Below are 23104 nucleotides of genomic sequence, written 5' to 3'. Positions count from 1 at the left end.
CAGAATTGCGCCTCCAATGCCTGAGTAGTGCCGCCCCATGGAGCAATTTCTGATAGTCGCCAGCGCCCATTTCCTCGCGCTGCTGTCACCCGGCCCTGACTTCTTTCTGGTTGCGCGCAGCTCGATCAAAGCCGGCTGGCGGGTAGCCAGCGGCGCCTGCCTGGGTATCGCACTGGCGAACGGCGTATTTATCGGTGCAGCGTTTACCGGGGTATCGGTGCTCAAGGACGGCAGTGCACTGTTTATCGCGCTGCAAATCGCAGGCTGCGCCTACTTGCTGTACATCGGCGGACTGTTCCTGCGCCATGCCGGCGAAAGCAGCTTTGGTGAGGTCGAAAGCGAACCCGTGCAGGCCGCGCAAGGCTGGTTGAGGTGCCTGCTGATGGGCTTTGCTTCGGCCATTCTCAACCCGAAGAACGCGCTGTTCTACGTAAGCCTGGCAAGCATGCTCGCCAGTACCAGCAACGCGTGGAAACTTGCCTATGCCAGCTGGATGTTCGGCGTGGTGTTGCTGTGGGACCTGCTGGTCGCCTGCGCCATTGGCAACCGCCGCTTGCTTAGCCGCTTCATCCACGCCTTGCCATGGCTGGAACGTGCCTCAGGGGCACTGCTGATTCTGCTCGCCAGCGTCGTGCTTATTCATCTGTGGCGGGGCTGAGCAGGACCAGCCGCTGCATATCCAGCAGGCTGAAATGGCCCTTGTTCCAGCCGCCGGTATCCAGGTGCCAGACATTGCCCAGCTGTTTTACCTGCAGCACCGCGGTATGCCCCACCAGTAGCGCTCTCAAGCCCTCTACCGTATGCGTATCGCCCTCACGCAAACGCCGCCGCGACCATTGGCAGATCTCGCGGACACGCGGGTCATCCTCACCCAACAGGCTGGTACGTAACTGTGACCACTCATTGAATGGGCTATCGGCATGCACCAGGCCGATCGGCCCCTCTGCGGTGGCCACCTGCAGGGCCAGCGGCAGGGTAACGAAAACACTGGCATAGCGTTGCTGCTCAGCACTGGGCAAATCCAGAAACCAGCCGCCGCCTGCCGCGCGGTACATGTCCAGATCCAGCGGGTCGCCGCACAGATAACTCACCGCCAGCGCTTCGTGGTTGCCCTGCACTGCATGGAACCAAGGCTGCGCCAGCCACTGCAGGGCCTCTTCACTGTGCGGCCCGCGGTCGACCAGATCGCCGACGCTGAACAAGCGATCAACCTGCGGATCGAACGCCACCTCGTCCAGGCACTGCTGCAAACGCGGAAAATGACCGTGGATATCACCAACTGCCAAGTCCCTGCCCAGCTCATTGGCGGCTACCTGCTGGAAACGCTGCATTGCAACTACCCCTTTCGCAAACGACGCAAGGCAATCGGTGCTATCAGCCGGTGAAACGGCGCCACGGGCAACATATACAGACGTCCCAACAGGTTGTGGGTTCGCACCACGGTGCTAACCACTACCTCACACTGCCCGGTCTGTGCAGACGGTCGACGCAGCAAGGCTACATGCACATCCAGATGGCGATCTCTGTCGACCAGCAGCACCTCATCATCAGTATTGGCCAGTAGCGTAAAAATGCCCACCCGCTGCCCTGCTTCATAGCTGCCCGGAGAGCGCTGCGAATTGACTGCGCTGAGCCGGCCCAGATCCTTGAGCCCCACCATCTGGACCAGTCGATTGCGCAGCACCATCAAATTGTCGATCCAGCGCGGCATGCCGCGCATCATCTGCAGGTAATGCGCCATCGCCGGCAGCCCATGGTCCACGAGCGTGATCGACTGACAATGACTAAAGCTGGCTTGCTGGGCGCTGGGCCAGATCAATGAATCAGGTGGAATAGCTGCTTGCTGGCTCATCTCGTCTCCGTCCGTGGGTCCCACTGGCGTGGGTAATTGCTCCGATAGTATCCTCGGTGTTTCAGCGGCGTCATCCAGGGATTGGTCATGAAACTGTGTGCAGTACAACTGGCAGCGCTCAGGGGTGACCTGGCTGGCAACCTGCGTCGACACCTGTACTGCATCGAGCAGGCGGCACGTGCCGGCGCGCAGTTGGTGGTGTTTCCAGAGTTATCCCTGAGCGGCTACGAGCCCGCCCTCGCCCAAGCGCTGGCGCAAACCGCAGACTCGGTCTGGCTGGAGCCGGTGCAAATGCTGTGTGACCAGCTTGGAGTAAGCGTGGCGTTGGGCTTGCCGCTGCAGGCCGCAAGTGGCGTGCAGATCGGTATGCCGATTCTGCGCCCTGCGAAACCTGCACTGGTGTACGCGAAACAGCGCTTGCATGCCGACGAGATGGACTTCTTTACCGCAGGGGACAATCAGTTGGTGTTCACTGCAGGTGAGCTGCGGGTCGCTCCGGCGATCTGCTATGAGTCGATGTTTCTTGAGCACGCGATGCAGGCCCGCAAAGACGGCGCAGAGGTGTATCTGGTCAGCGTAGCCAAATCAGCCAAAGGCATCGGTGAAGGTTTTGCCCATTATCCCGCCGTTGCCAGCCGGCTGAGCATGCCTGTATTGCTGGCCAATTGCGTGGGCCCGGCGGACACCTTCATTGGCGCCGGCTGCTCGGCAGCCTGGGACAGCCAGGGCCGGCTGCTGGCAGCGCTGGATGAGCACAGCGAAGGCCTGCTCATGCTCGACACTTCCAGCGCCAGTGCTGCGGTGATTGCGTTACCCGAGCTGCCTGACGGCCGTTAAAAATCCAGGGCCAGGCTCTGGCGCCCTTCCAGAGCCAGCAAAAACTGCTTGGCCTGCAAGCCGCCGGCAAACCCGGTCAGACTACCCGAGGCGCCAATCACCCGGTGGCACGGCGCGATGATCGACAGCGGGTTGCACCCATTGGCCGCGCCAACTGCGCGCACCGCACTCGGCTTGCCGATCTGTCGGGCAATGTCGCCGTAGCTGCGGGTTTCGCCAAACGGGATGGTCAGCAACGCCGACCACACCTCACGCTGAAACGCGGTGCCGGCAAAGTCCAGCTCAAGCTCGAAGTGGCGCCGCTGCCCGGCGAAATATTCACCCAACTGCAGCGCGGTCTGCTGCAGCAGCGGATGCTCGTCGTCACGCAGCAGCTCACCCAAACGCACCCGGTTTGCTCGCTCCTGCTCCCACAGTACCGCAGCCAGGCGGTCATCGCGGGCGACCAGGGTGAGCACGCCAACGGGCGAAGGCATGAGCATGAATGAACTGGGCATAAGGCGGACCATGAGCAAAGAATCATCAGCTTACTGCAATCGATGCCGAGCTAATCAAATTGAATTGTTGCGCGGGTGTGCCAGTCGATAATCATGAGCAAAGTAATCTGAAGAGGTAACAGCGATGACTATCGAAGCAGAGACACTCACCCAGCTCACCGATGTCCTGGCCCAGCAGGGGCTGACCCGTCTGGTCCAGGTTCGGTTTACACGCACCCCGTACCGGTGCAACCACAAGTGGGTCTGCGAAGTGCGCTGACGGCCTTTGCTACCCGCTGGTTTGGAGCACATAGCTCGCGCTGAGGAGGGTCAGGTTGTGCGAAGGGCGATTGGTGAACCCTTGTGGCAACCTTCACGATCTAATCTTCTTCGGCTATTTCGCACATGCCATTCGCCCCGCCTTTGCCGGTATAGGAAATACTCGGCGTACCATCAGGGCTGAGCGATAACGATACGGTCACACCGCTGCCTTTGGCCTCGAAGTAATTGTCATTGATCTTCTTCAGCTTGGCTTCTTTGCCATTGATGAACAACGGCCCGCCTTCATCGGCATGAACCTCAAGGTTGCCCGGACAGGTTGCGTTCACCATCGGGATCTCTGCGTTGGCGACGCCGGCCAGCGATACCAATGCGATGATGCTCAATACTCGTTTCATCGTTTACCTCCACGCGCGGCCTCACCGCCAGTTCATCAGCAATAGCTCAGTTTGGCCTGACCTGCCAGCGCCGGATCAAGGCGTAGACTTGGCAGTACGTTACCAGTTGCCGAACCACGTTTGCAGACGCCTTGGCGTTGTCTGGTAGGAGCTCCGCCGAGCGGACCAGCGCGACATGACGCGCAACCTGCCGTTAGTATGGGTTGCATCGCTAGCTACACCTGAACCCAAACCACCGACGCCAAGCCTTAGCCAGATGATTCAGTCCGACCTCGACCTGTTCGGCCCATCCCCGCAGCGCCTGGCTGCGCAGACGGTCCTGCTTCCAGGTTTTGTCCTGCCTCAGGTCGAAACCCTGCTGGACGACCTGCGGCCAATCCTGCGCGCAGCCCCGTTTCGGCACATGCGCACCCCAGGTGGCCAGGCCATGGCCGTCGCGCTCACCAATTGCGGCTCGCTTGGCTGGGTCAGCGACCAGCAAGGTTACCGCTACAGCACGCACGATCCGCTCACCCAACAGCCCTGGCCAGCCCTGCCTGAGAGCTTCTTGCAGGTCGCCCGTAACGCGGCTCAAACCGCTGGCTTCGATGATTTCACCCCCGATGCCTGCCTGATCAACCACTACCTTGCCGACACCAAGCTGAGCCTGCACCAGGACCACGACGAAAACGACTTCGCCCATCCGATCGTGTCCATCTCGCTAGGGTTGCCGGCGGTGTTTCTGTTCGGCGGGATGCAACGCAAGGATCCGACCCAGCGCATCGCCCTCAATCACGGTGACGTACTGGTATGGGGCGGCGAAGACCGCCTGCGCTTTCACGGGGTAATGCCGGTCAAGCCCGGCAACCACCCACGGATGGGCGCACGCCGGATCAACCTCACCCTGCGCCGGGCGGGTTAACTGGCCGAGCTCAATGTCCAAGAGCAGCAGGAAAGCAATTGCACGTCCCAATCAACGGATCTGGTGTTTGTGCAAGAGTCGATAGAAGGTGGGTCGAGAGATGCCCAGCACCTTGGCGGCGATACTCAGATTGTCCGAATGCCGGTTGAGCACATCGCACAAGGCCTGGCGCTCAGCACGGTGCTTGTAATCCTCCAGCGTCGCCAGCGGCTGCTCCTCGGGTACCAGCACCTGCAAACCCAGATCCTGCGCCTCGATCTGCCGGCCCTCGGCCAACACCAGCCCGCGCCTGACCCGATTGGCCAGCTCGCGCACATTGCCCGGCCACTCATGCCGGCCCATCGCGGCCAGCGCGCTGTCGCTGAACGAGCGCGGCCTGCGCCCGGTCTCCAGGCTGTAAAACTGGGCAAAATGGCTGGCCAGCATCGACAGATCACCGTGCCGATCGCGCAGGGGCGCAGTGACCACCTGCAGCACGTTGAGCCGGTAATACAGGTCTTCGCGAAACTTGCCGCGCTCGATGGCTTGCTCAAGGTCCACATGGGTAGCAGCCAAAACCCGCACATCAACAGGGATCAGTTGATCGCCGCCAACACGCTCGATGTGCTTTTCCTGCAGAAAACGCAGCAGATTGGCCTGCAGCTCAAGCGGTAGATCGCCAATTTCATCGAGGAACAGGGTCCCACCGTTGGCTGCCTCAATGCGCCCGACCTTACGCTGGTGCGCGCCGGTGAATGCACCCTTCTCGTGGCCAAACAGCTCGGACTGGATCAGATGCTCAGGGATCGCCCCGCAGTTGATCGCGATAAACGGCTTATCGTGCCGCTGCGACTGCCGGTGCAGAGTCCGCGCGACGAGCTCCTTGCCGGTACCGCTCTCGCCGCGGATGAGTACTGGCGACTCGGTCGGCGCCAGCTTGCCGAGCAGCTTGCGCAGCTCGCGTATCGGCCGGCTGTCACCCAGCAGTTCATGCTCGGGCTTGTCCACCTGCACTGCGCCCTTGCCACGCAGGCGGGCCATGCCGAAGGCGCGGCCCAGGGTTACCTGCACCCGAGAAACGTCGAACGGCAAGGTATGAAAGTCAAAAAACCACTCGCAGACAAAGTCGCCAACGTTCTGCGCACGCAGTTGCTCGGCATTGAGCACGGCGATCCATTCGGTATTGCTGCGCTTGATCATGTCCTTGACCGCATCAGGCGCCTGCAGGTGCGACGCTTGCAGGCGCAGGACACCTACATCGCAAGGATGCTCAAGCGCCGCCGCCAGGGTGCAGCTGTGCACGTCCCAACCGGCACCGCGCAGGCCCGGTAACAGACGGTGGCAGTCGTCGCACGGGTCGACGATCAACAGGCGACGTTGCGCTGCAGCTTCGAGCATGACCGTTCCTTGGCGCCAAATGTTGGTTTTTTAAGTAGAAACAGTACGTTGCAGCGCCCGAATTAACAGTAGCAACGAACTCCAACTTACCCAGTACCGTTGGTCTGCCGAATGCCCACCGGCAACTCCGCTACACGCCGGCTTTTACAAATTGTTGCCGTCTGAGCCGGGCACCTGCGCGGATTGGACTATTTGCAAAAAAAATTCGTCAAGGCTGTGACTTCATCCTACTCATCGAGCATCAGTATCCATAACCCCGCGCTATTTACCCTGGCACCTTTGATACAGCGCGGACTTACTTTCGCTGTTTGGGACCATAGAGAGACCGAACCATGAATGCCCCGCTCCGTGTCAACGAAGCACTGCTGATTGCCGACCACGCCTTCGAACCCTTCCAGTGCGTTGCCTGGGATGCACCCAACGGTACTGGTGAACTGAGCCTGGCAGTGATCGACCGGACCAACACCCGTATCGGCAGCAAGCAAGTCTCCTCGCGTATTTATTCAGACCCGGCGCAGTGGGCCAGCCTGATCGAGGAAGTGCGCGCCGAACTGTGTCAGAAGGGTTATGACTTGCAACCTTGGTCAATGCCCAAGTAAGCATTTGTTCATGCTAAAAGTGCGTGCCTGGCGCGCACTTTTAGCAACTCGCACTGTGCCTTGATGGCAACTCTCTCGTTAGCGCGACATCCTGTCGCAGCCGCCATTTGTAACGTCCTTATATATCAGCGCAGCTGCTTGAAGTGCTCGATATGCTGATACTCGGCCTGCAATTGCTGCGCTAGCAATCTGCCTTTACCGACCCGCACTGGCGCCAATTCCATGTCGATCAACCAGGTCGTGCAGGGCATCGGCTGCAGCGCGCCCCAGCGTTGCAGGCGACCATCGGTAAACACCAGGCAACGCTGGACCTCCTGCGGATGACGCTGGTGTCGTGCCTGCAGCCATTGCCGAGCTTGCTCCAAGGCGCTGATCAGCGGCGTGCCGCCACCCGCGCCGAGGGCCTGCAACCAGGGCTGGAGCGCCGCCGAAGCTTTCAGCCCATGCCGCTGCCACTGGGCCGAACGGCCACTAGCGGTCAGCAGAGCCAGACGTGCGCGTTGGCGATAGGCTTGATCGAACAGCTCGGCAAGCACGCCCTTGGTCTGGGCAAGCGCCTGATGTCGGCGGGTTGACGCCGAGGCGTCGACAATCACCAGCCACAGCTCTGCCGGTTGCCCCTGACGCTGCTGCCAGCACAAATCGCCACGCTGCTTTGGCCGGCCCTTGAGCAGGGTCGCCGGCCAGGCGACACGCCCGGCAGCGGCCTTGCGCGCCTGTCCACGCGCAGCACCGCGCAAGCTGCCTGGCCGGGGCTTGGCATCCGCCGCGGACAAACCTTGCTGACGGATGCTCAGGGCTTTTTTGCCCAGTTTGGTACCTCGCGCCGCAGCCCCGCTGCAACCGGTTGGGCTGGCAGTGCACCACTGTCGCCGCCCTGCCCCGCGCTGGCCTTGCTGCTGGCTGGCGACTGCGCCGTCGCCGGGCTTGGCGGTTGCTGGGCTGGGGCTTCGCGGCGGCGATGGCGCAAGGCAAACTCGGCTACGGCGGTGACGTCTTCTTCATCGATGTGCTCGCTGCCGCGCCAGGCAGCGTGAGCACGTGCAGCTCGCAGCCAGACCAGATCTGCGCGCAGGCCATCGACCCCGGCAGCAAAACAGCGTTCGGTAATCCAGGCCAGGGCCTGGTCATCCAGCGCAATCTGTTCCAGGCGCGCGCGCGCTGCCTGGCAGCGCTCGCGCAGGTCCTGCTGGGCACCGGCCCACTCGGCGCAGAAGCCTTGCGGATCGCTGTCGAAGGCCAAGCGCCGGCGGATGATCTGCTGGCGTGCCTGCGGCTCGGGCAATTCGTCCAGCGACACGTTCAGGCCGAAGCGATCAAGCAGTTGCGGGCGCAGCTCGCCCTCCTCCGGGTTCATCGTGCCGATCAAAACAAACCGCGCCGAATGACGATGGGAGATGCCGTCGCGTTCTATGCGGTTGGTGCCGCTGGCAGCAACGTCCAGCAACAAGTCAACCAGCGGATCGGGCAGCAGGTTGACTTCGTCGACATACAGTACGCCGCCATCGGCGTGGGCCAGCACTCCAGGGGAAAACTGCGCTTTGCCCTGGCCCAGCGCTGCGTCGAGGTCCAGCGTGCCGACCAGACGCTCTTCGGTCGCGCCCAGCGGCAAGGTGACAAAGGGTGGCTGCTGCTCGGCGCTGCCGAGCAGGTCTGCCAGGCCACGGGCCAGGGTGCTCTTGGCCATGCCGCGCGGGCCTTCGATCAGCACCCCGCCGATCTTTGGGTCGATTGCGGTCAGGCACAACGCCAGCTTGAGCGCCTCGGCGCCGACCACAGCGGCCAGCGGAAACTGCATCGGTTCAATCATTTCAGTGGTCTTCCTCACCTTCGAGCAACTGCTCCTCAAGGGCTTCACGGTAACTGCCGGGTTCTTCCCAGAGGCCGCGTTGCTGGGCCTCCAGCAAACGCTCGGTCAGGTCGCGCAGGGCCTCGGGGTTGTGCTCGCGCATGAATTCACGGGTCGCCGGGGCAAGCACATAGGCCTCGGCCAGCGCCTGGTAATGATGATCGTCGATCAGGTGCGTGGTAGCGTCGAAGGCGAACAGGTTGTCGACCGTCGCTGCCAGTTCGAACGCGCCTTTATAGCCGTGGCGCTTGGCGCCGTCGATCCACTTTGGGTTCAGCGCCCGCGCACGGATAACCCGGTTGAGCTCTTCCTTGAGAGTGCGGATGCGTGGTCGGTCAACCTGGCTGTGATCGCCGTGGTAACTCGCTACCGCCTCGCCGTGCAAGGTTTCGGCAGCGGCCAGCATGCCGCCCTGGAACTGGTAATAATCGTTGGAATCGAGCAGGTCGTGCTCGTGGTTGTCCTGATTCTGCAGCACTGCCTGTACCTGGCCCAGCCGCGTGGCGAACTGGGCACGGGCGGGCGTGCCCTCGTCACTGGCGCCGTAAGCGTAGCCGCCGTAGTTGAGGTAGACCTGCGCCAGGTCCTTGCGGTCCTGCCACAGGCGGCCGTCGATGGCGTTCTGCACCCCGGCTCCATAGGCACCGGGCTTGGCGCCGAACACCCGCCAACCAGCCTGGCGCGCAGCCTGCTCGGCTTCGACGCCTTGCTCGATCAGGGCCTGACGCTCAGCCCGCACGCGGGCCGCCAGCGGGTTGAGGTGATCTGGCTCGTCCAGTGCTGCGACTGCCTGCACGGCGGCGTCGAACAGGCGGATCAGGTTACCGAACGCATCACGGAAGAAGCCTGATACACGCAGGGTGACGTCGACCCGTGGCCGGTCGAGCAAACTCACCGGCAGGATCTCGAAGTCGTCGACGCGCTGGCTACCGGTGGCCCACACCGGGCGTACGCCCATCAAGGCCATGGCTTGGGCAATGTCGTCGCCACCGGTACGCATGGTCGCGGTGCCCCAGACCGAAAGGCCGAGTTGGCGTAAATGATCGCCATGGTCTTGCAGGTGCCGCTCAAGAATCAGGTTGGCCGAGGCGAAGCCCAGTCGCCACGCAGTGGTGGTGGGTAAGTTGCGCACATCGACGGTGTAGAAATTGCGCCCAGTTGGCAGCACATCAAGCCGGCCGCGGCTCGGCGCGCCACTGGGGCCTGCCGCGACGAAGCGCCCAGCCAGTGCCGCGAGCAGGCCCTCGAGCTCGGCGCCGCCACAGCTGTCGAGGTTTGGCGCGACAACCGAGAGCAGCTCTTCAAGTACCTGTGCCACGCCGTGCCATTGTTCTTCGGTGGGCAGCTTCAGGCTGCCGGCCAGCGTTTGTTCAATCAACGTCAATGCCAGTTGTTCAAGGCGCTCGCGCGTATCACCGTGGGTGCGCCAGGCCGCGTCGTCCAGCGCCTGCAACATGGCCGGCCGTGGCCCTTGCCAAGGCTGACCGAGGTCGCAGTCGAGCGGATCGAAGCCGAGCTCGAAGGCTTTGCCCAGAGCACGAATCAGGCTGGCGTTGCCGCCTTTGCCGTCACCGCGCTCGACCCGCAGCAATGCCAGCAGCGTATCGCTGCGCAGGCGGCCTTGCGGCGATTGGCCGAACACGTGCAAACCATCGCGAATCTGCGACTCTTTCAAATCGCACAAGTAGGTATCCAGGCGCGGCAGCCACACGGCAGCATCATCCAGCTGACCTTCAAGCTGCAGCTCTCGGTCGATATGGTTGGCCTTGACCAGCGCCAGAATGTCGCGCTGCAGCTCTTGCGCACGGCGCGGATCAAGCAGCTGGGCTTCGTAGTATTCGTCGGCCAGCTGTTCGAGATCACGCAGCGGGCCGTAGCTCTCGGCGCGGGTCAGCGGCGGCATCAGGTGGTCGATGATCACCGCCTGGGTGCGGCGTTTGGCCTGGGCGCCCTCGCCCGGGTCGTTGACGATAAACGGGTAGATATTCGGCATCGGCCCCAGCAGCGCGTCGGGCCAGCACTGCGCCGACAGACCGACGCCCTTGCCTGGCAACCACTCGAGGTTGCCATGCTTGCCGACATGAATGACGGCGTCCGCTGCATAAGCGTGGCGCAGCCAGAAGTGAAAGGCCAGGTAGCCATGCGGCGGAACCAGATCCGGGTCGTGGTACACCGCACTGTGGTCCACCTGATAACCGCGCGCCGGTTGGATACCGACGAAGGTCTGCCCAAAGCGCAGGCCCGCGACCATCATGCGGCCGCTGCGGCACATCGGGTCCGTTTCAGGGGCGCCCCAACGGGCTAGCACGGCCGCCTGGTTTTCTGCCGGCAACCGAGCGAACGCGGCCTGGTAGTCGGCCAGGCTCAGGCTCTGCGCGCACGGGCGCTGATCGAGATTGTCGAGGTCGTTGGTCACGCCGCCGAGCAAGTGCTGGATCAGCGCGGTGCCGGTGGCCGGCAGCTCGTCCAGCGGATAACCCGCAGCGCGCATCGCCTCAAGGATGTTCAAGGCCGCACCCGGCGTGTCCAGGCCGACACCGTTACCAATCCGGCCATCACGGGTCGGGTAGTTGGCGAGGATCAGCGCGACACGCTTTTGCTCATTCGGCAAGCGCGCCAGCGCGACCCAGCGACGGCCCAGCTCGGCGACGAAGTCCATGCGTTCCGGGTGGGCGCGATAGCACACCACATCAGCCTGGCTGCGTTCACTGCGCCAGGCCAGGTCCTTGAAGCTGACCGGCCGGGTGATGATCCGCCCGTCCAGCTCCGGCAACACGATGTGCATGGCCAGATCGCGGCCGCCGAGGCCCTGCTCGCTGGTTTCCCAGCCCAATTGATTGTCCTGCGCGCAGATCGCCTGCAACACCGGTACATCCCGGCGCAGGGGCCGCGCGTTGGGGCGCTCGGGGTTGGACAAGGCAAAGCCAGTGGTGTTGATCACCACCTCGGCCTCGGCCTCATCCATCCACGCTTCAACCTGATCGAGACAGGCCCGCTCTTTAAGGCTGGCTACAGCGATCGGCAACGGGTTGAGCCCCGCCAACTGCAGACGCTGACAGAACACGTCGATAAACGCGGTGTTGGCCGCCTGCAGGTGCGAGCGGTAGAACAGCAGCGGCGCCACCGGCAGCGCAGGGTCCCAGTCGGCATACCAGTCCGGCAACTGCGCACTGGCCTTGGCTGGGTGGTAGACCACAGTACGGGCCAGCGCTTGCGGCTCCTGCCAGGCATAGTCGCGCTGGAACCACAGGTTGCCCACGCAGTTGAACAGATTCAGCGCGTTGGCCTTGCCGCCCTGGCGCAGGTAGTGCCACAAGCGCTCGGCCTGGTCGCTGCTGACCGTGCTCAAACCGGTGAGCTCGGGGTCAGGCCGATCATCGCCCGGAACCATGATCACCTGAACCCCGCGCGCCGCCAGCTCGACCAACTGCTCGATGCCGTAGCGCCAGTAGCCAACGCCGCCGTGCAGTGATATCAGGATCAACTTTGCATGGCGCAGCACCTGGTCGACATACAGGTCGACCGAGGCATGATTTTGCACCTGCATGGGATTGGCCAGGCGCACGCTGGGGTAGTCGCCAGGCAGCTGCTCCGCGGTTTCGGCCAGCAGCGCCAGGTGCGAGTCACCACTGCACAGAATGACCAGTTCGGCGGCAGTCTGGCCGAGGTCGGCAATACTGTCGTCTGGGACAAAACCACCGGGCTGGGTGCGCAACAGGTGCATGGATCAGGCTTCCAGAGCCTGACGCAGACGGGCTTCGAGCTGACTGGCGTCAAGCTCCTGGCCAATCAGTACCAGGCGCGTGATGCGCGCCTCGTCAGCGCCCCAGGCCCGGTCGAAATGCTTGTCGAAGCGGGTGCCTACGCCCTGGATCAGCAGGCGCATCGGCTTGCCCGGGATGGCTGCAAAGCCTTTCACGCGCAGGATGCCAAACTCCACTACCAACTGGTTGAGGGCCGTCAGCAGCAAGCGCTCATCGGCCTCTGGCAAATCCAGCGAGATCGAGTCGAAGGCATCATGGTCGTGATCGTCATGATCATCGTCGTCATGGTGGCTGTCATGATGAGTTCGGCGCCCATCAATGTGCGCTTCCGATTCGGCACCCAGGCCCAGCAGCACATCCAGCGGCAGGCGGCCGCTGCTGGCTTCGATGACCTTGACCGCCGGCGGCAGCTCTTCGCAGACTTCGGCGCGAACCTTGGCCAGGCCTTCGGCGTCGATCAGGTCAGCCTTGTTCAGCACCACCAGGTCAGCGCTGGCCAGCTGGTCGGCAAACAGTTCGTGCAGCGGCGACTCATGATCCAGGTTCGGGTCGAGCTTGCGCTGGGCATCGACCTGGTCAGGGAACGCTGCGAAGGTGCCGGCAGCCACTGCCGGGCTGTCGACCACGGTGATCACCGCATCGACCGTGCAGGCGTTGCGGATTTCTGGCCACTGGAAGGCTTGCACCAGCGGTTTGGGCAAGGCCAGGCCGCTGGTTTCGATCAGAATGTGGTCCAGATCGCCGCGACGTGCCACCAGTTCACGCATGACCGGGAAGAACTCTTCCTGCACGGTGCAGCACAGGCAGCCGTTGGCCAGCTCGAAGACACGCCCGTAGGCTTCTTCTTCGGTACAGCCGATGGTGCATTGTTTAAGGATTTCGCCGTCGATACCGAGTTCGCCGAACTCGTTGACGATCACCGCGATGCGCCTACCCTGGGCGTTGTCGAGCATGTGCCGCAGCAACGTGGTTTTGCCCGAGCCGAGGAAGCCGGTGACGATGGTGACGGGGAGTTTGGCCAGTGTTTTCATGGATGCGTGCCCTTGGCAGAATGGCGCGGGCATGCAGGACGAGCGCCGCAGGCTGTCACAGCCGGGCTTGTTCGCCTCCGGATCACCCCGCCCGGATTAAAGTCGAAATCGTCTCGAGGCAGGTCTCCTGGCTTGCACCGCACCGGCGCCGGGCCGGTTAGATGACGCCTTCCCGCGCAAGGCGCAGTGGCTGTGTCGATCCTGATCAGTGCTTACAGTTGCGGGGGCAGCCGCGGCTTGACCGCGTTCCCGTCTTAGCTCCGGCCACGCCGGAGAACCTCGAAGCAGACAAGGCTACGCACCCCGGCGGCAAGCTGCAAGCGGCTTTAGGGGCTGTCATCTGCCTTATATAGGCGGCTGAATGCACACTGGCGTGCAACTTGTCACTTGCAGCGCGCCGCTGCGGCATGGTTTGCTAGCGCCTTGCGTTCAGGTGCCCCCTATGGGGTGAAACGGGAAACCGGTGCGTCGCTGGCCTCAATAGAGAGCCCGACTACTCCGGTGCTGCCCCCGCAACGGTAAGCGAGCGAAGTGTCTTGACCACTGTGCCAGGCTGTAGGGCATGGGAAGGTGACGCTTTTCAAGGAGCCCTGCTCCTCCTCGTGAGCCCGGAGACCGGCCTGCGTAGTCGAATATCAACACCCCGCGGTGGGCGGGCGCTGTCGCATTGCCCTGGGCCATCCGCGCCCGGGGCCGGTGCGCCTGCCCCCTGCCTATAACAAGCAGAGGATTGCGTCATGCCCATCACCAGTGCCAAACACAGCATCGCCACCCCCGTCAGCCTCAGTCAACGCCTGGTCATCGCCGTCGGCGCCAGCCTGGTTGGCCTGTGCCTGGTGTACTTCGCCGGTTTCTCGCACATCGAAGCGGTGCACAACGCAGCCCACGATACGCGCCACAGCGCTGCCTTCCCCTGCCACTGAGTAGACTCGCATGATCACGCGCATTGCCCGTACTGCAGGGTTCAGCGGCCTGCTCGCCGCCCTGCTGCTGACCCTGCTGCAAAGCTTCTGGATCAGCCCGTTGATCCTCGAAGCGGAAACCTTCGAGAGCCCAGCGCCGGCTGGCCAGCACGAGCATGATGACAGCGCCGTTGCTGCCCACGAGCACAGCGCCGAAGCCTGGGCGCCTGAAGACGGCTGGCAGCGCGTGCTGGCCACCACCGGCGGCAACCTGGTGGTTGCGGTCGGCTTTGCCCTGATGCTGGCAGCGCTGTACAGCCTGCGCGAACCCAACCGGGTCGCCACCGGAGCGCTGTGGGGCCTGGCCGGTTTTGCCGTGTTCTGCCTGGCGCCAACCCTGGGCTTGCCGGCCGAGCTGCCGGGCACGGCGGCAGCCAACCTTGGCCAACGTCAGACCTGGTGGATCGGCACTGCGGCCGCAACTGCGGTCGGCCTGGGCCTGATTGTGTTTGCCCAGCATTGGCTGCTGAAGGTAGTCGGCGTACTGCTGTTGGCGCTGCCACACGTGATCGGCGCGCCGCAGCCGAGCGTGCATGAAAGTCTTGCGCCTGAGGCCCTGGCAACCCAGTTCAAAATCGCCTCGTGGCTGACCAATGCCGCCTTCTGGATTGCCTTGGGCTTGCTCAGTGCGTGGTTGTTCCGCCGTTCGCGGCAGGCTTGATGTCTGAGCCGCGACCCGCCGTGTATGTCGGCGTTGGCTGCCGCAAGGGCTGCCCCGCCGACCTGCTTGAGGCCCTGCTGCTACAAAGTCTTGCCAGCCTTGGCTTAACCCTGCATGCAGTGCAGGGCATCGCCAGTATCGAGCTGAAAGTCAGCGAGGCTGGCCTGCATCAACTGGCCGATCGCCTGCAACTGGCGCTGGAGTTTTTTCCCGCAGAGCAGTTGCAGCGTTTTGCCCCCCAGCTCAGCCAGCACTCCGCTACAGCCTTCGCCCACAGCGGCTGCTGGGGCGTAGCCGAAAGCACCGCCCTGGCCTTTGCCGCGCATGCTCACGGCAGCGCGCGGCTGGTGCTCACCCGGCAAACGTTGGCGGGCGCTACCCTCGCCCTCGCCAGTGCTGGATAATCGCCTCCATCTTATTTGCAAGGATTTGCCATGACGGTCTACTTCATCGGCGCCGGCCCGGGCGATCCGGAACTGATCACGGTCAAAGGCCAGCGCCTGATCCGGCACTGCCCGGTGATCATCTACGCGGGCTCGCTGGTCCCCGCCGCAGTGCTCGAGGGTCACAGCGCCGAAACTGTCATCAACAGCGCCGAACTGCACCTTGAGCAGATCATCGACGCCATGCACAGCGCGCATGCGTTAGGCCAAGATGTGGCGCGGGTGCACAGCGGTGACCCGAGCCTGTATGGCGCCATCGGCGAGCAGATCCGTCACTTGCGCGAGCTGGGCATCGACTACCAGATCATCCCTGGGGTAACGGCAACGGCGGCCAGCGCCGCACTGCTGGGTTGTGAACTGACCCTGCCGGGCATCGCCCAAACGGTCATCCTCACCCGTTACGGCGACAGCTCGCCGATGCCCGCCGGCGAACAACTCGGCGATCTGGCCCGGCATGGCAGCACCCTGGCGATTCACCTCGGCGTCAAGCACCTGCCACGGATCGTTGCAGAGCTGCTGCCACATTACGGTGCTGACTGCCCGGTTGCGGTCATCCATCGCGCCACCTGGCCTGATCAGGACTGGGTCAGAGGCACGCTGGCGGACATCGTCGAACTGATCAGTACACGGGATTTTCGGCGAACTGCGCTGATCCTGGTCGGTCACGTCCTGGGGGATACACCGTTCGCCGAATCAGCCCTGTATCGCGCCGGCCACGCTCACCTGTATCGCCCCGGCAACGGCTGATTGCCAGCGCCGCCAGCGCAGAGCAGACTCGACCAACCTTGTTGCTATCGGAACCACGCCCATGCTGGAACTACGCCCCAACTGTGAATGCTGCGCCGTCGAACTGCCCGGCGACAGCCCGGATGCAATGATCTGCTCGTTCGAATGCACGTATTGCCGTAGCTGTGCCGAACAACGTCTGCACGGACGCTGCCCGAACTGCGCTGGTCAGCTGCAAAGCCGGCCGACCCGCGTTGGTAACGCACTGAGCAACAACCCCGCCTCCACTAAGCGCGTCATCAAAGACCACGCGCCCTGCCCCTGATTCCTACCGCCGGCAGGCCGGAAGGCCTGCCACATCCGGATTGTTACCGTACTTTTTTGTAGGAATTTTCCTCAGAATCACCTGGTTTGTTCATCACGCCTATACTCGGCATTACCACGGACTGAGAATCGACGTATCTTGCGCGCTGCCTGAGGTTTGCGGATCAACCCTCAGCTACGTTCCTGTGTGATTCAGGCAACGGACCCTCTTCACCACAGGAGCTAGCAATGACTACCGTGCTGCTGGTCGATGACCACCCAATCGTTCTAACGGCTGTACGCATGCTGCTTGAGCGCGAACGTTTTCGAGTCATTGGCACCGCCGAAGACGGTAAGGAAGCCGTGGAACTGGCCCGCAAACTCTCACCCCAGGTAGTGATCGTTGACATCGGCCTGCCCGAACTGGACGGCATGGAGGTGATCAAGCGCCTGCAGCTGCTGGACCCACCACCCAAGATCATGGCCCTAACCGGGCAGCCTGCCGACCTCTACGTCAGGCGCTGCCTGGACGCCGGGATTGGCGCTTTCGTCAACAAGAATGAAGACATCGAGTCGGTGGTATTCGCCCTCAAGGCACTGATCAAGGGCTACTCGACCTTTCCGCAAATGTCGGTCAACAGCAATTCGCTGGAGTCTGAAAGCGCCCGACTGGACAGCTTGTCCAACCGTGAAATGGAGGTACTGCGCAGGCTGGCTCGGGGCGAAAACAACAAGGCCATTGGCGAATCCATGAACCTTAGCGCCAAGACCATCAGCACCTACCGCGGACGCATCATGGAGAAGCTCAAGTCGGAGTCGCTGGTGGAAATGGTCGATCTGGCCAAGCGCAACAACGTCAACTGAAGCTTTACGTCATGACCGGCCTGCGCACACTGCTACTCCTGATCAGCCTTAGCGGCGTGTCTGCGGCCGTGCTCGCTGACAGTCAGCCACGGCAGTTGCTGGCACGCTCGAGCAGCGCTGCTGCTCCACTGGACCTTGCCGACGATGACCGCGAGTGGCTGGACCAGCACAAGGTGCTGGTACTCGGCAGCTCAGGGCCGGATTACCTGCCTTTTGAAATCAATATCACCCCAGCCGATCATGAAGGGCTCAATGCTGACTATGCTGGTTTGATCGGCGAGCAGTTGGGCATAGCCGTTCAAGTGCAGCGCTTTGACAGCCGCGAACAGGCCATCAAAGCCTTGCAGGACGGGCAAATCGATCTGCTGGGCAGTTCCAACGCAACCGAAGCCAGCAATGCCGAGCTTACCTTGAGCCAGGCATATGCAGACGACCTGCCGGTGATCGTCGCTCGACAGGTCCAGACCCTGCGCCACGGCGATGACCTGGCTGGGCTGCGGCTGGCGATGGTCGACCATTACTTGCCGGCCAGTACGGTCAAGGCCCAGTATCCGCAGGCACAGCTGCAACTTTATCGCTCGACCTTGAGCGGCTTGTCTGCGGTCGCCATGGGCGACGCCGACGTCTACCTGGGCGACGCAATCAGCACCGACTACCTGATCGGCAAGAGCTACCAAGGCCAGGTGCGCATCGACCATTTCTCGGCGCTGCCCGGCGGCTCGTTCGCCTTCGCGACACGCCGCGACAACTCGCGCCTGCTCAGGTTGCTCAACCAGGCCCTGAGCCGCATCAGCGACAGCGAGCGGCTGAACATTCTGCGTCGCTGGAGCAGCGGCAATACCAGCCTCCTGCTCCAGCGCCTGAACACCCCGCTGACCCCTGCCGAACAACAATGGATCGAACATAACCGCAGCGTCCAGGTGCTGGTCACGCCGTCCCTGGCGCCGCTAACCTTCAACGACGCCGAGCAACGCCCCAGTGGGGTCGCCCTCGATCTGCTCAAGCAGATCAGCTTGCGCACCGGGCTGGATTTTCAGATCAGCGAAGTGGAAGCCGTCCAGGAGATGGTTGACCAACTGCTGCGGGGCGAGGCGCAAATGATCGGCGCGATCGGTTACGGCAGCGAGCGCGCGGCACGCTTGCGCTTCACTCGCCCCTACCTGGTCAGTCCGCGGGTGCTGGTCACCCGCGCCGGCAACCCCGGCAGCACCCCGGCGGCATTGATCGACAACCGCCGGATCGCAGTAGTACGTGGCTCTCCGCCGGGTGCACTGGTGCAGCGCCAACATCCACAGGCCAAGCTGGTGGAAGTCGATTCACCACTGGGGCTGATGGAAGCGGTGGCCAACGGTGAAGCAGAAGTCGCCTTGAGCAGCCATATCAATGCGCGCTATTACATAGATCATGTGTTCAAGAATCGCCTGCGCATTGCCGCCTTGTTCGGCGAGGAACCGGCGATGGCTGCCTTCGCCATGGCTGCCAATCAGCCGGAGCTGCATGCGATTGTCGACAAGGCGCTGCTGAGCATACCGCCCGACGAATTGGATCAACTGGTCAACCGATGGCGCAACACCACCCTGGTCAGTGACAGCCCGTGGCGCAATTATCGCAGCCTGGCCCTGCAGGTGCTGGTTCTCGGCGGCGTGTTGCTGGCCGGTGTCGTGTTCTGGAACACCTACCTGCGCAAGCTGATCCAGCAGCGCACCGAGGCCCAACGGGCGTTGCAGGCGCAACTGCTCCTCAGTCGGGGCCTGCTTGAGCAGCTACGCCAGGCCAAGGACGCTGCCGAGCAGGCCAGTCAGGCTAAAAGCACCTTCCTGGCCACCATGAGCCACGAGATTCGCACGCCGATGAACGCGGTTATCGGCTTGCTGGAGCTGGCCCTGGAAGATGGCACTCGCAGCGACCCACTGACCTTGCAGACTGCCCACGATTCGGCAATTGGTCTGCTTGAGCTGATTGGCGACATCCTCGACATCTCGCGCATCGAAGCTGGCCACATGACCCTGACCCCGGTGCCGACCGATCTGATCGAACTGGTCCGTGCCAGCTTGCGCGTATTTGACGGCAATGCCCGGATCAAACGCCTGCAACTGCGCAGCGAGCTGCCTGAGCAGCCACTCTGGGTGCTGGTCGATCCGCTGCGTTTCAAGCAGGTCCTGGCCAATCTTCTGAGCAATGCGATCAAGTTCACCGACCGCGGCGAGATCCTCGTTAGCCTCACCTGCGCGCCGGCCTCGGCAGAGCTGCTGCAACTGACCTTATGCGTGCAAGACAGTGGCGTGGGTATCAACCCCATCAACCAGGCGCGCCTGTTCAACAGCTTTGCCCAGGTCGACGGCCCACGCGCCCAGCAAGGTGCAGGGCTGGGTCTGGTGATCAGTCGCAGCCTGGCCCAACTGATGGGCGGCACGCTGCAGCTGCAAAGCGTCGAGGGCCTTGGCACACGCGTCGAGGTCAGCCTGGCGCTGCCCAGCGCAACGCCTGCATCGCAGCCGCAGACGAGCGAGGCCACCCAGCAGCAACCCGGTCAACCTCTGCGCATTCTGGTAGTCGACGACTACCCGGCCAACCTGCTGTTGCTCGACAAACAACTGAACAGCCTCGGTCATCAGGTGACGTTGGCTGAAAACGGCCAACTGGCCCTGACCAGCTGGCAAGCGGGCGAGTTCGATCTGGTTATCACCGACTGCAGCATGCCGGTCATGGATGGTCATGAGCTCAGCCGCAGCATTCGTGCGCTGGAACGCGCAAGTGGCCAGCCTGCCTGCACCATCATTGGCGTCACTGCCAACGCGCAGGCCGAGGAGCGCGTCCGCTGTCTGGACAGCGGCATGAACGACTGTCTGTTCAAACCGATCGGGCTGCATACCCTCAAGGCGCACTTGCCGCGCTACGCATTGAATCCGCCGACTCCGCGCCCAAGCGGATTCGACATCGATCAGTTGCGTAATTTGACCCAAGGTGACGAGCAACTGATCAGACGTCTGCTCGAGCAACTGGCACGCACTGCCGCTGAAGACCTGGCCGCCCTGCACGCATTGGGAGCAAACCCGCCGAGCGCTGCGCTACGCGCCCTTGCGCATCGCATCAAGGGCGGCGCGAAAATGCTCAAGGTGCGCGGGGTCGTGCGCGACTGCGAGACACTCGAGCAGGTCTTGGCCTCGGACCAACCCAGCGCAGCCGCCCGCCAGCAATTGCAGGCAAGCCTGCACACCCTGCAAGGTGAACTGCGCGCTGGGCTCAATGCAATTGCAGCGTCGAACTGATCTGACCGATTGCATCGACAACGTGCCGTGAGCCTTGCTGAATCTCCAGAATGACCGTGCCCGCCTCGTTGACCAACTGCACGCCGCGCCCTGTGTGCGACAAGCTCGATTGCATGCTGGCGACCGCAGTCAGTGACAAGTCATGGTTCTGCCTGACCACATCGACGATCTCCAGGGTGGCCTTGCTGGTGCGTGCAGCGAGATTACGTACTTCATCGGCTACCACAGCGAAACCACGGCCATGCTCACCGGCGCGCGCCGCCTCGATTGCGGCGTTGAGTGCCAGCAGGTTGGTCTGGTCGGCAATGCCGCGAATGGTCAATACAATCTGGCCGATGATCTCCGACTGCTTGCTGACAGCGTCGATGGTCCGCGCAGCGTCGCTCAGCTCTTGAGAGATTTGTTCGATCACCTGTACGGTCTGCTGCACCACCTCGCTGCCTTTACGCGCGCAGGCGTCAGTCTGCACGGAGCTGGCGTGGGCGGCATCGGCAGCGCTTTGCTGAGTGCTGACTTGGGCGGTGATGTCGCTGGCGAACTTGACCACTTTGACCAACCGGCCCTTGTTATCGAAGATCGGGTTGTATGAAGCTTCCAGATAGACAATCTGCCCTTGCTTGTTGATTCGCTCGAAACGGTGCAAATGGTACTCACCGCGGTTAAGTGAGGCCCAGAACTCGCGGTATTCGGCCGACTCACGCTCATGGGCGAGGCAAAACAGTCCATGATGACGGCCCACCACTTCTTCGAGCCGGTAGCCCATGGTTTGCAAGAAGTTGGTATTGGCAGTCAGTACCCGCCCCTGTGGTGTGAATTCGATCACTGCCATGGATCGGCCAATCGCCTGCAGCAGGGCTTCGCTTTCGTGCTCGCCGTGGATCCGCTGAGTGATGTCAGAAGCGACCTTGATCACACTGGTGACGCGCTGTTGCTCATCCAGCACGGGCATGTAACTGGCTTGCAGCCAGACCTCGCGGCCAGCCTTGTCGACGCGCTCGAAGGTACCGCTGATGGCCTCGCCTCTGCCCAGCGCTTGCCACAATTGCTGGTAAGCCGGGCTTTTGGCGTACTCCGGATCGCAGAACAGGCGATGATGCTTGCCCGCGATCTCCTGGGCGCTATAGCCCAATGCCCGGCAGAATTTATCGTTGGCGGCAATGATAGTGCCGTCGGCAGTGAACTCGATCATGGCCATCGACCGACTGATCGCGGCCAGTCTGGCCTCCATCCCCACCAAGGCCTGATGACAGCGCTGGATTTCGACGATATCGGATTTGCGATGGTAATCGAACATGACGCCGGGCTCCTTGCGTGGACGGGGTGCCCTCAGCATAGATCGCCGGCGAAACGGCGCAAGGCCGCTGATATCACCTTGCAATCAGCCGCTTCAGGTACTCTCCCGAACCATCAGCTCAAAGCCCAGATCCTGACGCGTAGCGCTCACCCGCTTGCCATCAAGCATCGCCAGCAGCGCTTGCGCCGCGGCCCGACCAACGGCAGCACGCGGGGTCCGGATCGAGGTCAACGGCGGCACCATGTGCGCAGAACCTGGCAGGTCGTTGAAGCCGACCATGGCCACCCGTTGCGGCACTGCGATGCCTTGGCGCAGGGCCTGCAGGACTGCGCCCTGAGCAAGGTCATCGTTACAAAAGAACACCCCGTCGACCTCTGGCGCCTGTGCCAACAAGCGGCTGAACAGTTCGCCGCCAAGACCAATTGACGAGGGCTGTGCGGCCAGCAGCTCCAGTTCGGGCGCTTGCAATCCGGCCTCAAGCAACGCCTGGCGAAAGCCTGCGGCGCGCTGCATTACCCGCGGGTCGAGCTGCGCGGCAATGAACGCCAGCCGCCGTCGACCCCGCTCGATCAAATGGCGGGCGGCAGCGTAGCCTGCCTGCTGCTGAGAGAACCCTACAGACACCGCATCTGCCTGCTCACCCAGCTCCATCATGTGCACACAGGGCACTCGGCTGGCAGCCAGCAAATGGCGCGAACCTTCGGTGCGATCAAAGCCGGTCAACAGTACGCCACAGGGCTGATAGGCGAGGTAGTTGCGGATCAGGTTCTCTTCTTCATCAACGTCGTAGTGATAGTTGCCGATGAGCACTTCGAGACCGCGCGGACGCATCACTGCGTGGATCGCTTCGAGGGTATCGATGAACAGCTGGTTGGACAGCGATGGGATCAATACCACCACCGAATGGCTGCGCGCCGAGGCCAGCGCGCGGGCTGCCGGGTTGGCGATGTAACCCAGGGTGGCCGCCGCAGCGAGGACTTTTTCGGCCAGTTCAGGGGCAACGGTGGCGACCCCGCGCAACGCCCGCGAGGCCGTTATCGGTGAAACGCCGGAGAGCCTGGCAACTTCTGCCAGGGTGGGACGACCAGTAGTGCGGGAGCCGGTGCGTGACATGGGTGTTGTAATTTTACTACTTGCCAAGGGTGGGGAACGGCCACTAAGGTAGCGCTGTCCCAGGACACAGGCAATGTAATCTTTCTCAATTGCCCTGCGTCGAGCG

22 protein-coding genes, 2 pseudogenes and 2 riboswitches are annotated in these 23104 nt (G+C 62.7%); of the genes and pseudogenes, 12 read left to right on the top strand and 12 right to left on the bottom strand.

Annotation, left to right across the window (positions count from 1 at the left end):
* The first annotated feature begins 37 nt into the window (after window positions 1-37).
* On the top strand, window positions 38-658 hold the full coding sequence (locus tag FW789_RS05820; RefSeq protein ID WP_446431120.1) for a LysE family translocator: 621 nt from the start codon (window positions 38-40) through the stop codon (window positions 656-658).
* Here the strand turns inward: FW789_RS05820 and FW789_RS05815 are convergent.
* The gene (locus tag FW789_RS05815; protein ID WP_207074117.1) at window positions 636-1331 is read right to left on the bottom strand and encodes a metallophosphoesterase; all 696 of its coding nucleotides are present in this window, start codon (window positions 1329-1331) and stop codon (window positions 636-638) included. The two genes, FW789_RS05820 and FW789_RS05815, sit on opposite strands and share 23 nt — an antisense overlap.
* A 5-nt stretch (window positions 1332-1336) precedes the next feature.
* The gene (locus tag FW789_RS05810) at window positions 1337-1852 is read right to left on the bottom strand and encodes a DUF2867 domain-containing protein (protein ID WP_103437207.1); all 516 of its coding nucleotides are present in this window, start codon (window positions 1850-1852) and stop codon (window positions 1337-1339) included.
* Window positions 1853-1939: 87 nt separating this feature from the next.
* Between FW789_RS05810 and FW789_RS05805 the strand changes: the two genes are divergently transcribed.
* Window positions 1940-2689, top strand: coding sequence for a carbon-nitrogen hydrolase family protein (locus tag FW789_RS05805; RefSeq protein ID WP_186698290.1), 750 nt, complete (start codon window positions 1940-1942; stop codon window positions 2687-2689).
* Here FW789_RS05805 and FW789_RS05800 read toward each other — a convergent pair.
* Window positions 2686-3186 carry a methylated-DNA--[protein]-cysteine S-methyltransferase gene (locus FW789_RS05800; RefSeq protein WP_446431119.1) on the bottom strand — a complete coding sequence of 167 codons (501 nt, stop codon included), beginning with the start codon at window positions 3184-3186 and terminating at the stop codon, window positions 2686-2688. The genes FW789_RS05805 and FW789_RS05800 overlap by 4 nt on opposite strands.
* A gap of 124 nt (window positions 3187-3310) precedes the next feature.
* On the opposite strand from FW789_RS05800, the gene FW789_RS05795 reads away from it, so the two are divergent.
* On the top strand, window positions 3311-3445 hold the full coding sequence (locus FW789_RS05795; protein ID WP_256585737.1) for a hypothetical protein: 135 nt from the start codon (window positions 3311-3313) through the stop codon (window positions 3443-3445).
* 100 nt (window positions 3446-3545) lie between these two features.
* Here the strand turns inward: FW789_RS05795 and FW789_RS05790 are convergent, their stop codons facing one another.
* Window positions 3546-3842, bottom strand: a complete 297-nt coding sequence (locus tag FW789_RS05790; RefSeq protein WP_103437205.1) for a hypothetical protein — start codon at window positions 3840-3842, stop codon at window positions 3546-3548.
* 256 nt (window positions 3843-4098) lie between these two features.
* On the opposite strand from FW789_RS05790, the gene alkB reads away from it, so the two are divergent.
* On the top strand, window positions 4099-4743 hold the full coding sequence (gene alkB, locus FW789_RS05785) for a DNA oxidative demethylase AlkB (RefSeq protein WP_207074118.1): 645 nt from the start codon (window positions 4099-4101) through the stop codon (window positions 4741-4743).
* A gap of 51 nt (window positions 4744-4794) precedes the next feature.
* Here the strand turns inward: alkB and FW789_RS05780 are convergent, their stop codons facing one another.
* Entirely contained in the window at window positions 4795-6120 is a 1326-nt protein-coding gene (locus FW789_RS05780) for a sigma-54 dependent transcriptional regulator (RefSeq protein ID WP_101319074.1), read from the bottom strand.
* A gap of 332 nt (window positions 6121-6452) precedes the next feature.
* Here FW789_RS05780 and FW789_RS05775 point away from each other — a divergent pair, with 332 nt between their 5' ends.
* On the top strand, window positions 6453-6719 hold the full coding sequence (locus FW789_RS05775; protein ID WP_101319072.1) for a hypothetical protein: 267 nt from the start codon (window positions 6453-6455) through the stop codon (window positions 6717-6719).
* A gap of 125 nt (window positions 6720-6844) precedes the next feature.
* On the opposite strand, the gene FW789_RS05770 is transcribed toward FW789_RS05775, so the two are convergent.
* Genes FW789_RS05770 through cobW form a run of 4 tightly spaced genes read right to left on the bottom strand, consistent with a single transcriptional unit; the run spans window position 6845 to window position 13363 of the window.
* A complete protein-coding gene (locus FW789_RS05770) occupies window positions 6845-7459 on the bottom strand; it encodes a vWA domain-containing protein (RefSeq protein WP_103438766.1) in 615 nt (204 codons plus the stop codon).
* Window positions 7460-7512: 53 nt separating this feature from the next.
* A complete protein-coding gene (locus FW789_RS05765) occupies window positions 7513-8529 on the bottom strand; it encodes an ATP-binding protein (RefSeq protein ID WP_446431118.1) in 1017 nt (338 codons plus the stop codon).
* 1 nt (window position 8530) lies between these two features.
* Window positions 8531-12292, bottom strand: a complete 3762-nt coding sequence (gene cobN, locus FW789_RS05760) for a cobaltochelatase subunit CobN (RefSeq protein WP_446431117.1) — start codon at window positions 12290-12292, stop codon at window positions 8531-8533.
* 3 nt (window positions 12293-12295) lie between these two features.
* Window positions 12296-13363: a cobalamin biosynthesis protein CobW gene (gene cobW, locus FW789_RS05755; protein WP_340610737.1), complete on the bottom strand. Its 1068-nt coding sequence runs from the start codon at window positions 13361-13363 to the stop codon at window positions 12296-12298.
* Between the two features lie 100 nt (window positions 13364-13463).
* Window positions 13464-13660: riboswitch (cobalamin riboswitch) on the bottom strand.
* A 117-nt stretch (window positions 13661-13777) separates the two neighbouring features.
* Window positions 13778-14001, top strand: a riboswitch (cobalamin riboswitch).
* A gap of 99 nt (window positions 14002-14100) precedes the next feature.
* Between cobW and FW789_RS05750 the strand changes: the two genes are divergently transcribed.
* The 7 genes from FW789_RS05750 (at window position 14101) to FW789_RS05720 (ending at window position 20591) form a co-directional block, all read left to right on the top strand.
* Window positions 14101-14286: a CbtB domain-containing protein gene (locus FW789_RS05750; RefSeq protein ID WP_101319064.1), complete on the top strand. Its 186-nt coding sequence runs from the start codon at window positions 14101-14103 to the stop codon at window positions 14284-14286.
* A 10-nt stretch (window positions 14287-14296) separates the two neighbouring features.
* Window positions 14297-14986 (top strand): CbtA family protein, encoded by a 690-nt coding sequence (locus FW789_RS05745; RefSeq protein ID WP_186698304.1) that lies wholly within the window; start codon window positions 14297-14299, stop codon window positions 14984-14986.
* Window positions 14986-15390, top strand: a complete 405-nt coding sequence (locus FW789_RS05740) for a cobalamin biosynthesis protein (RefSeq protein WP_103437200.1) — start codon at window positions 14986-14988, stop codon at window positions 15388-15390. Before FW789_RS05745 ends, FW789_RS05740 begins: the two co-directional genes overlap by 1 nt.
* A 30-nt stretch (window positions 15391-15420) precedes the next feature.
* The gene (cobM, locus tag FW789_RS05735; protein WP_207074124.1) at window positions 15421-16176 is read left to right on the top strand and encodes a precorrin-4 C(11)-methyltransferase; all 756 of its coding nucleotides are present in this window, start codon (window positions 15421-15423) and stop codon (window positions 16174-16176) included.
* A 61-nt stretch (window positions 16177-16237) separates the two neighbouring features.
* Entirely contained in the window at window positions 16238-16480 is a 243-nt protein-coding gene (locus tag FW789_RS05730) for a DUF1272 domain-containing protein (protein ID WP_103437198.1), read from the top strand.
* A gap of 227 nt (window positions 16481-16707) precedes the next feature.
* Window positions 16708-17322 carry a response regulator transcription factor gene (locus FW789_RS05725; protein WP_103437197.1) on the top strand — a complete coding sequence of 205 codons (615 nt, stop codon included), beginning with the start codon at window positions 16708-16710 and terminating at the stop codon, window positions 17320-17322.
* A gap of 11 nt (window positions 17323-17333) precedes the next feature.
* The gene (locus FW789_RS05720) at window positions 17334-20591 is read left to right on the top strand and encodes a transporter substrate-binding domain-containing protein (protein WP_446431116.1); all 3258 of its coding nucleotides are present in this window, start codon (window positions 17334-17336) and stop codon (window positions 20589-20591) included.
* On the opposite strand, the pseudogene FW789_RS05715 reads toward FW789_RS05720, so the two are convergent.
* From FW789_RS05715 to FW789_RS05705, 3 genes and pseudogenes are all read right to left on the bottom strand, one after another.
* A pseudogene (locus FW789_RS05715) lies at window positions 20566-20994 on the bottom strand (methyl-accepting chemotaxis protein); the annotation flags it as partial. The gene FW789_RS05720 and the pseudogene FW789_RS05715 overlap by 26 nt on opposite strands.
* Window positions 20995-21102: 108 nt before the next feature.
* Window positions 21103-21819: pseudogene (locus FW789_RS05710) on the bottom strand (PAS domain-containing protein); the annotation flags it as partial.
* Between the two features lie 159 nt (window positions 21820-21978).
* Window positions 21979-22998 (bottom strand): LacI family DNA-binding transcriptional regulator, encoded by a 1020-nt coding sequence (locus tag FW789_RS05705; protein WP_186698313.1) that lies wholly within the window; start codon window positions 22996-22998, stop codon window positions 21979-21981.
* Between the last annotated feature and the right edge of the window lie 106 nt (window positions 22999-23104).

The organism is Pseudomonas sp. 1121_17, assembly GCF_052850745.1.
Note: the sequence above shows the minus strand (reverse complement) of the source record. Positions and strands in the feature narration are given on the sequence as shown.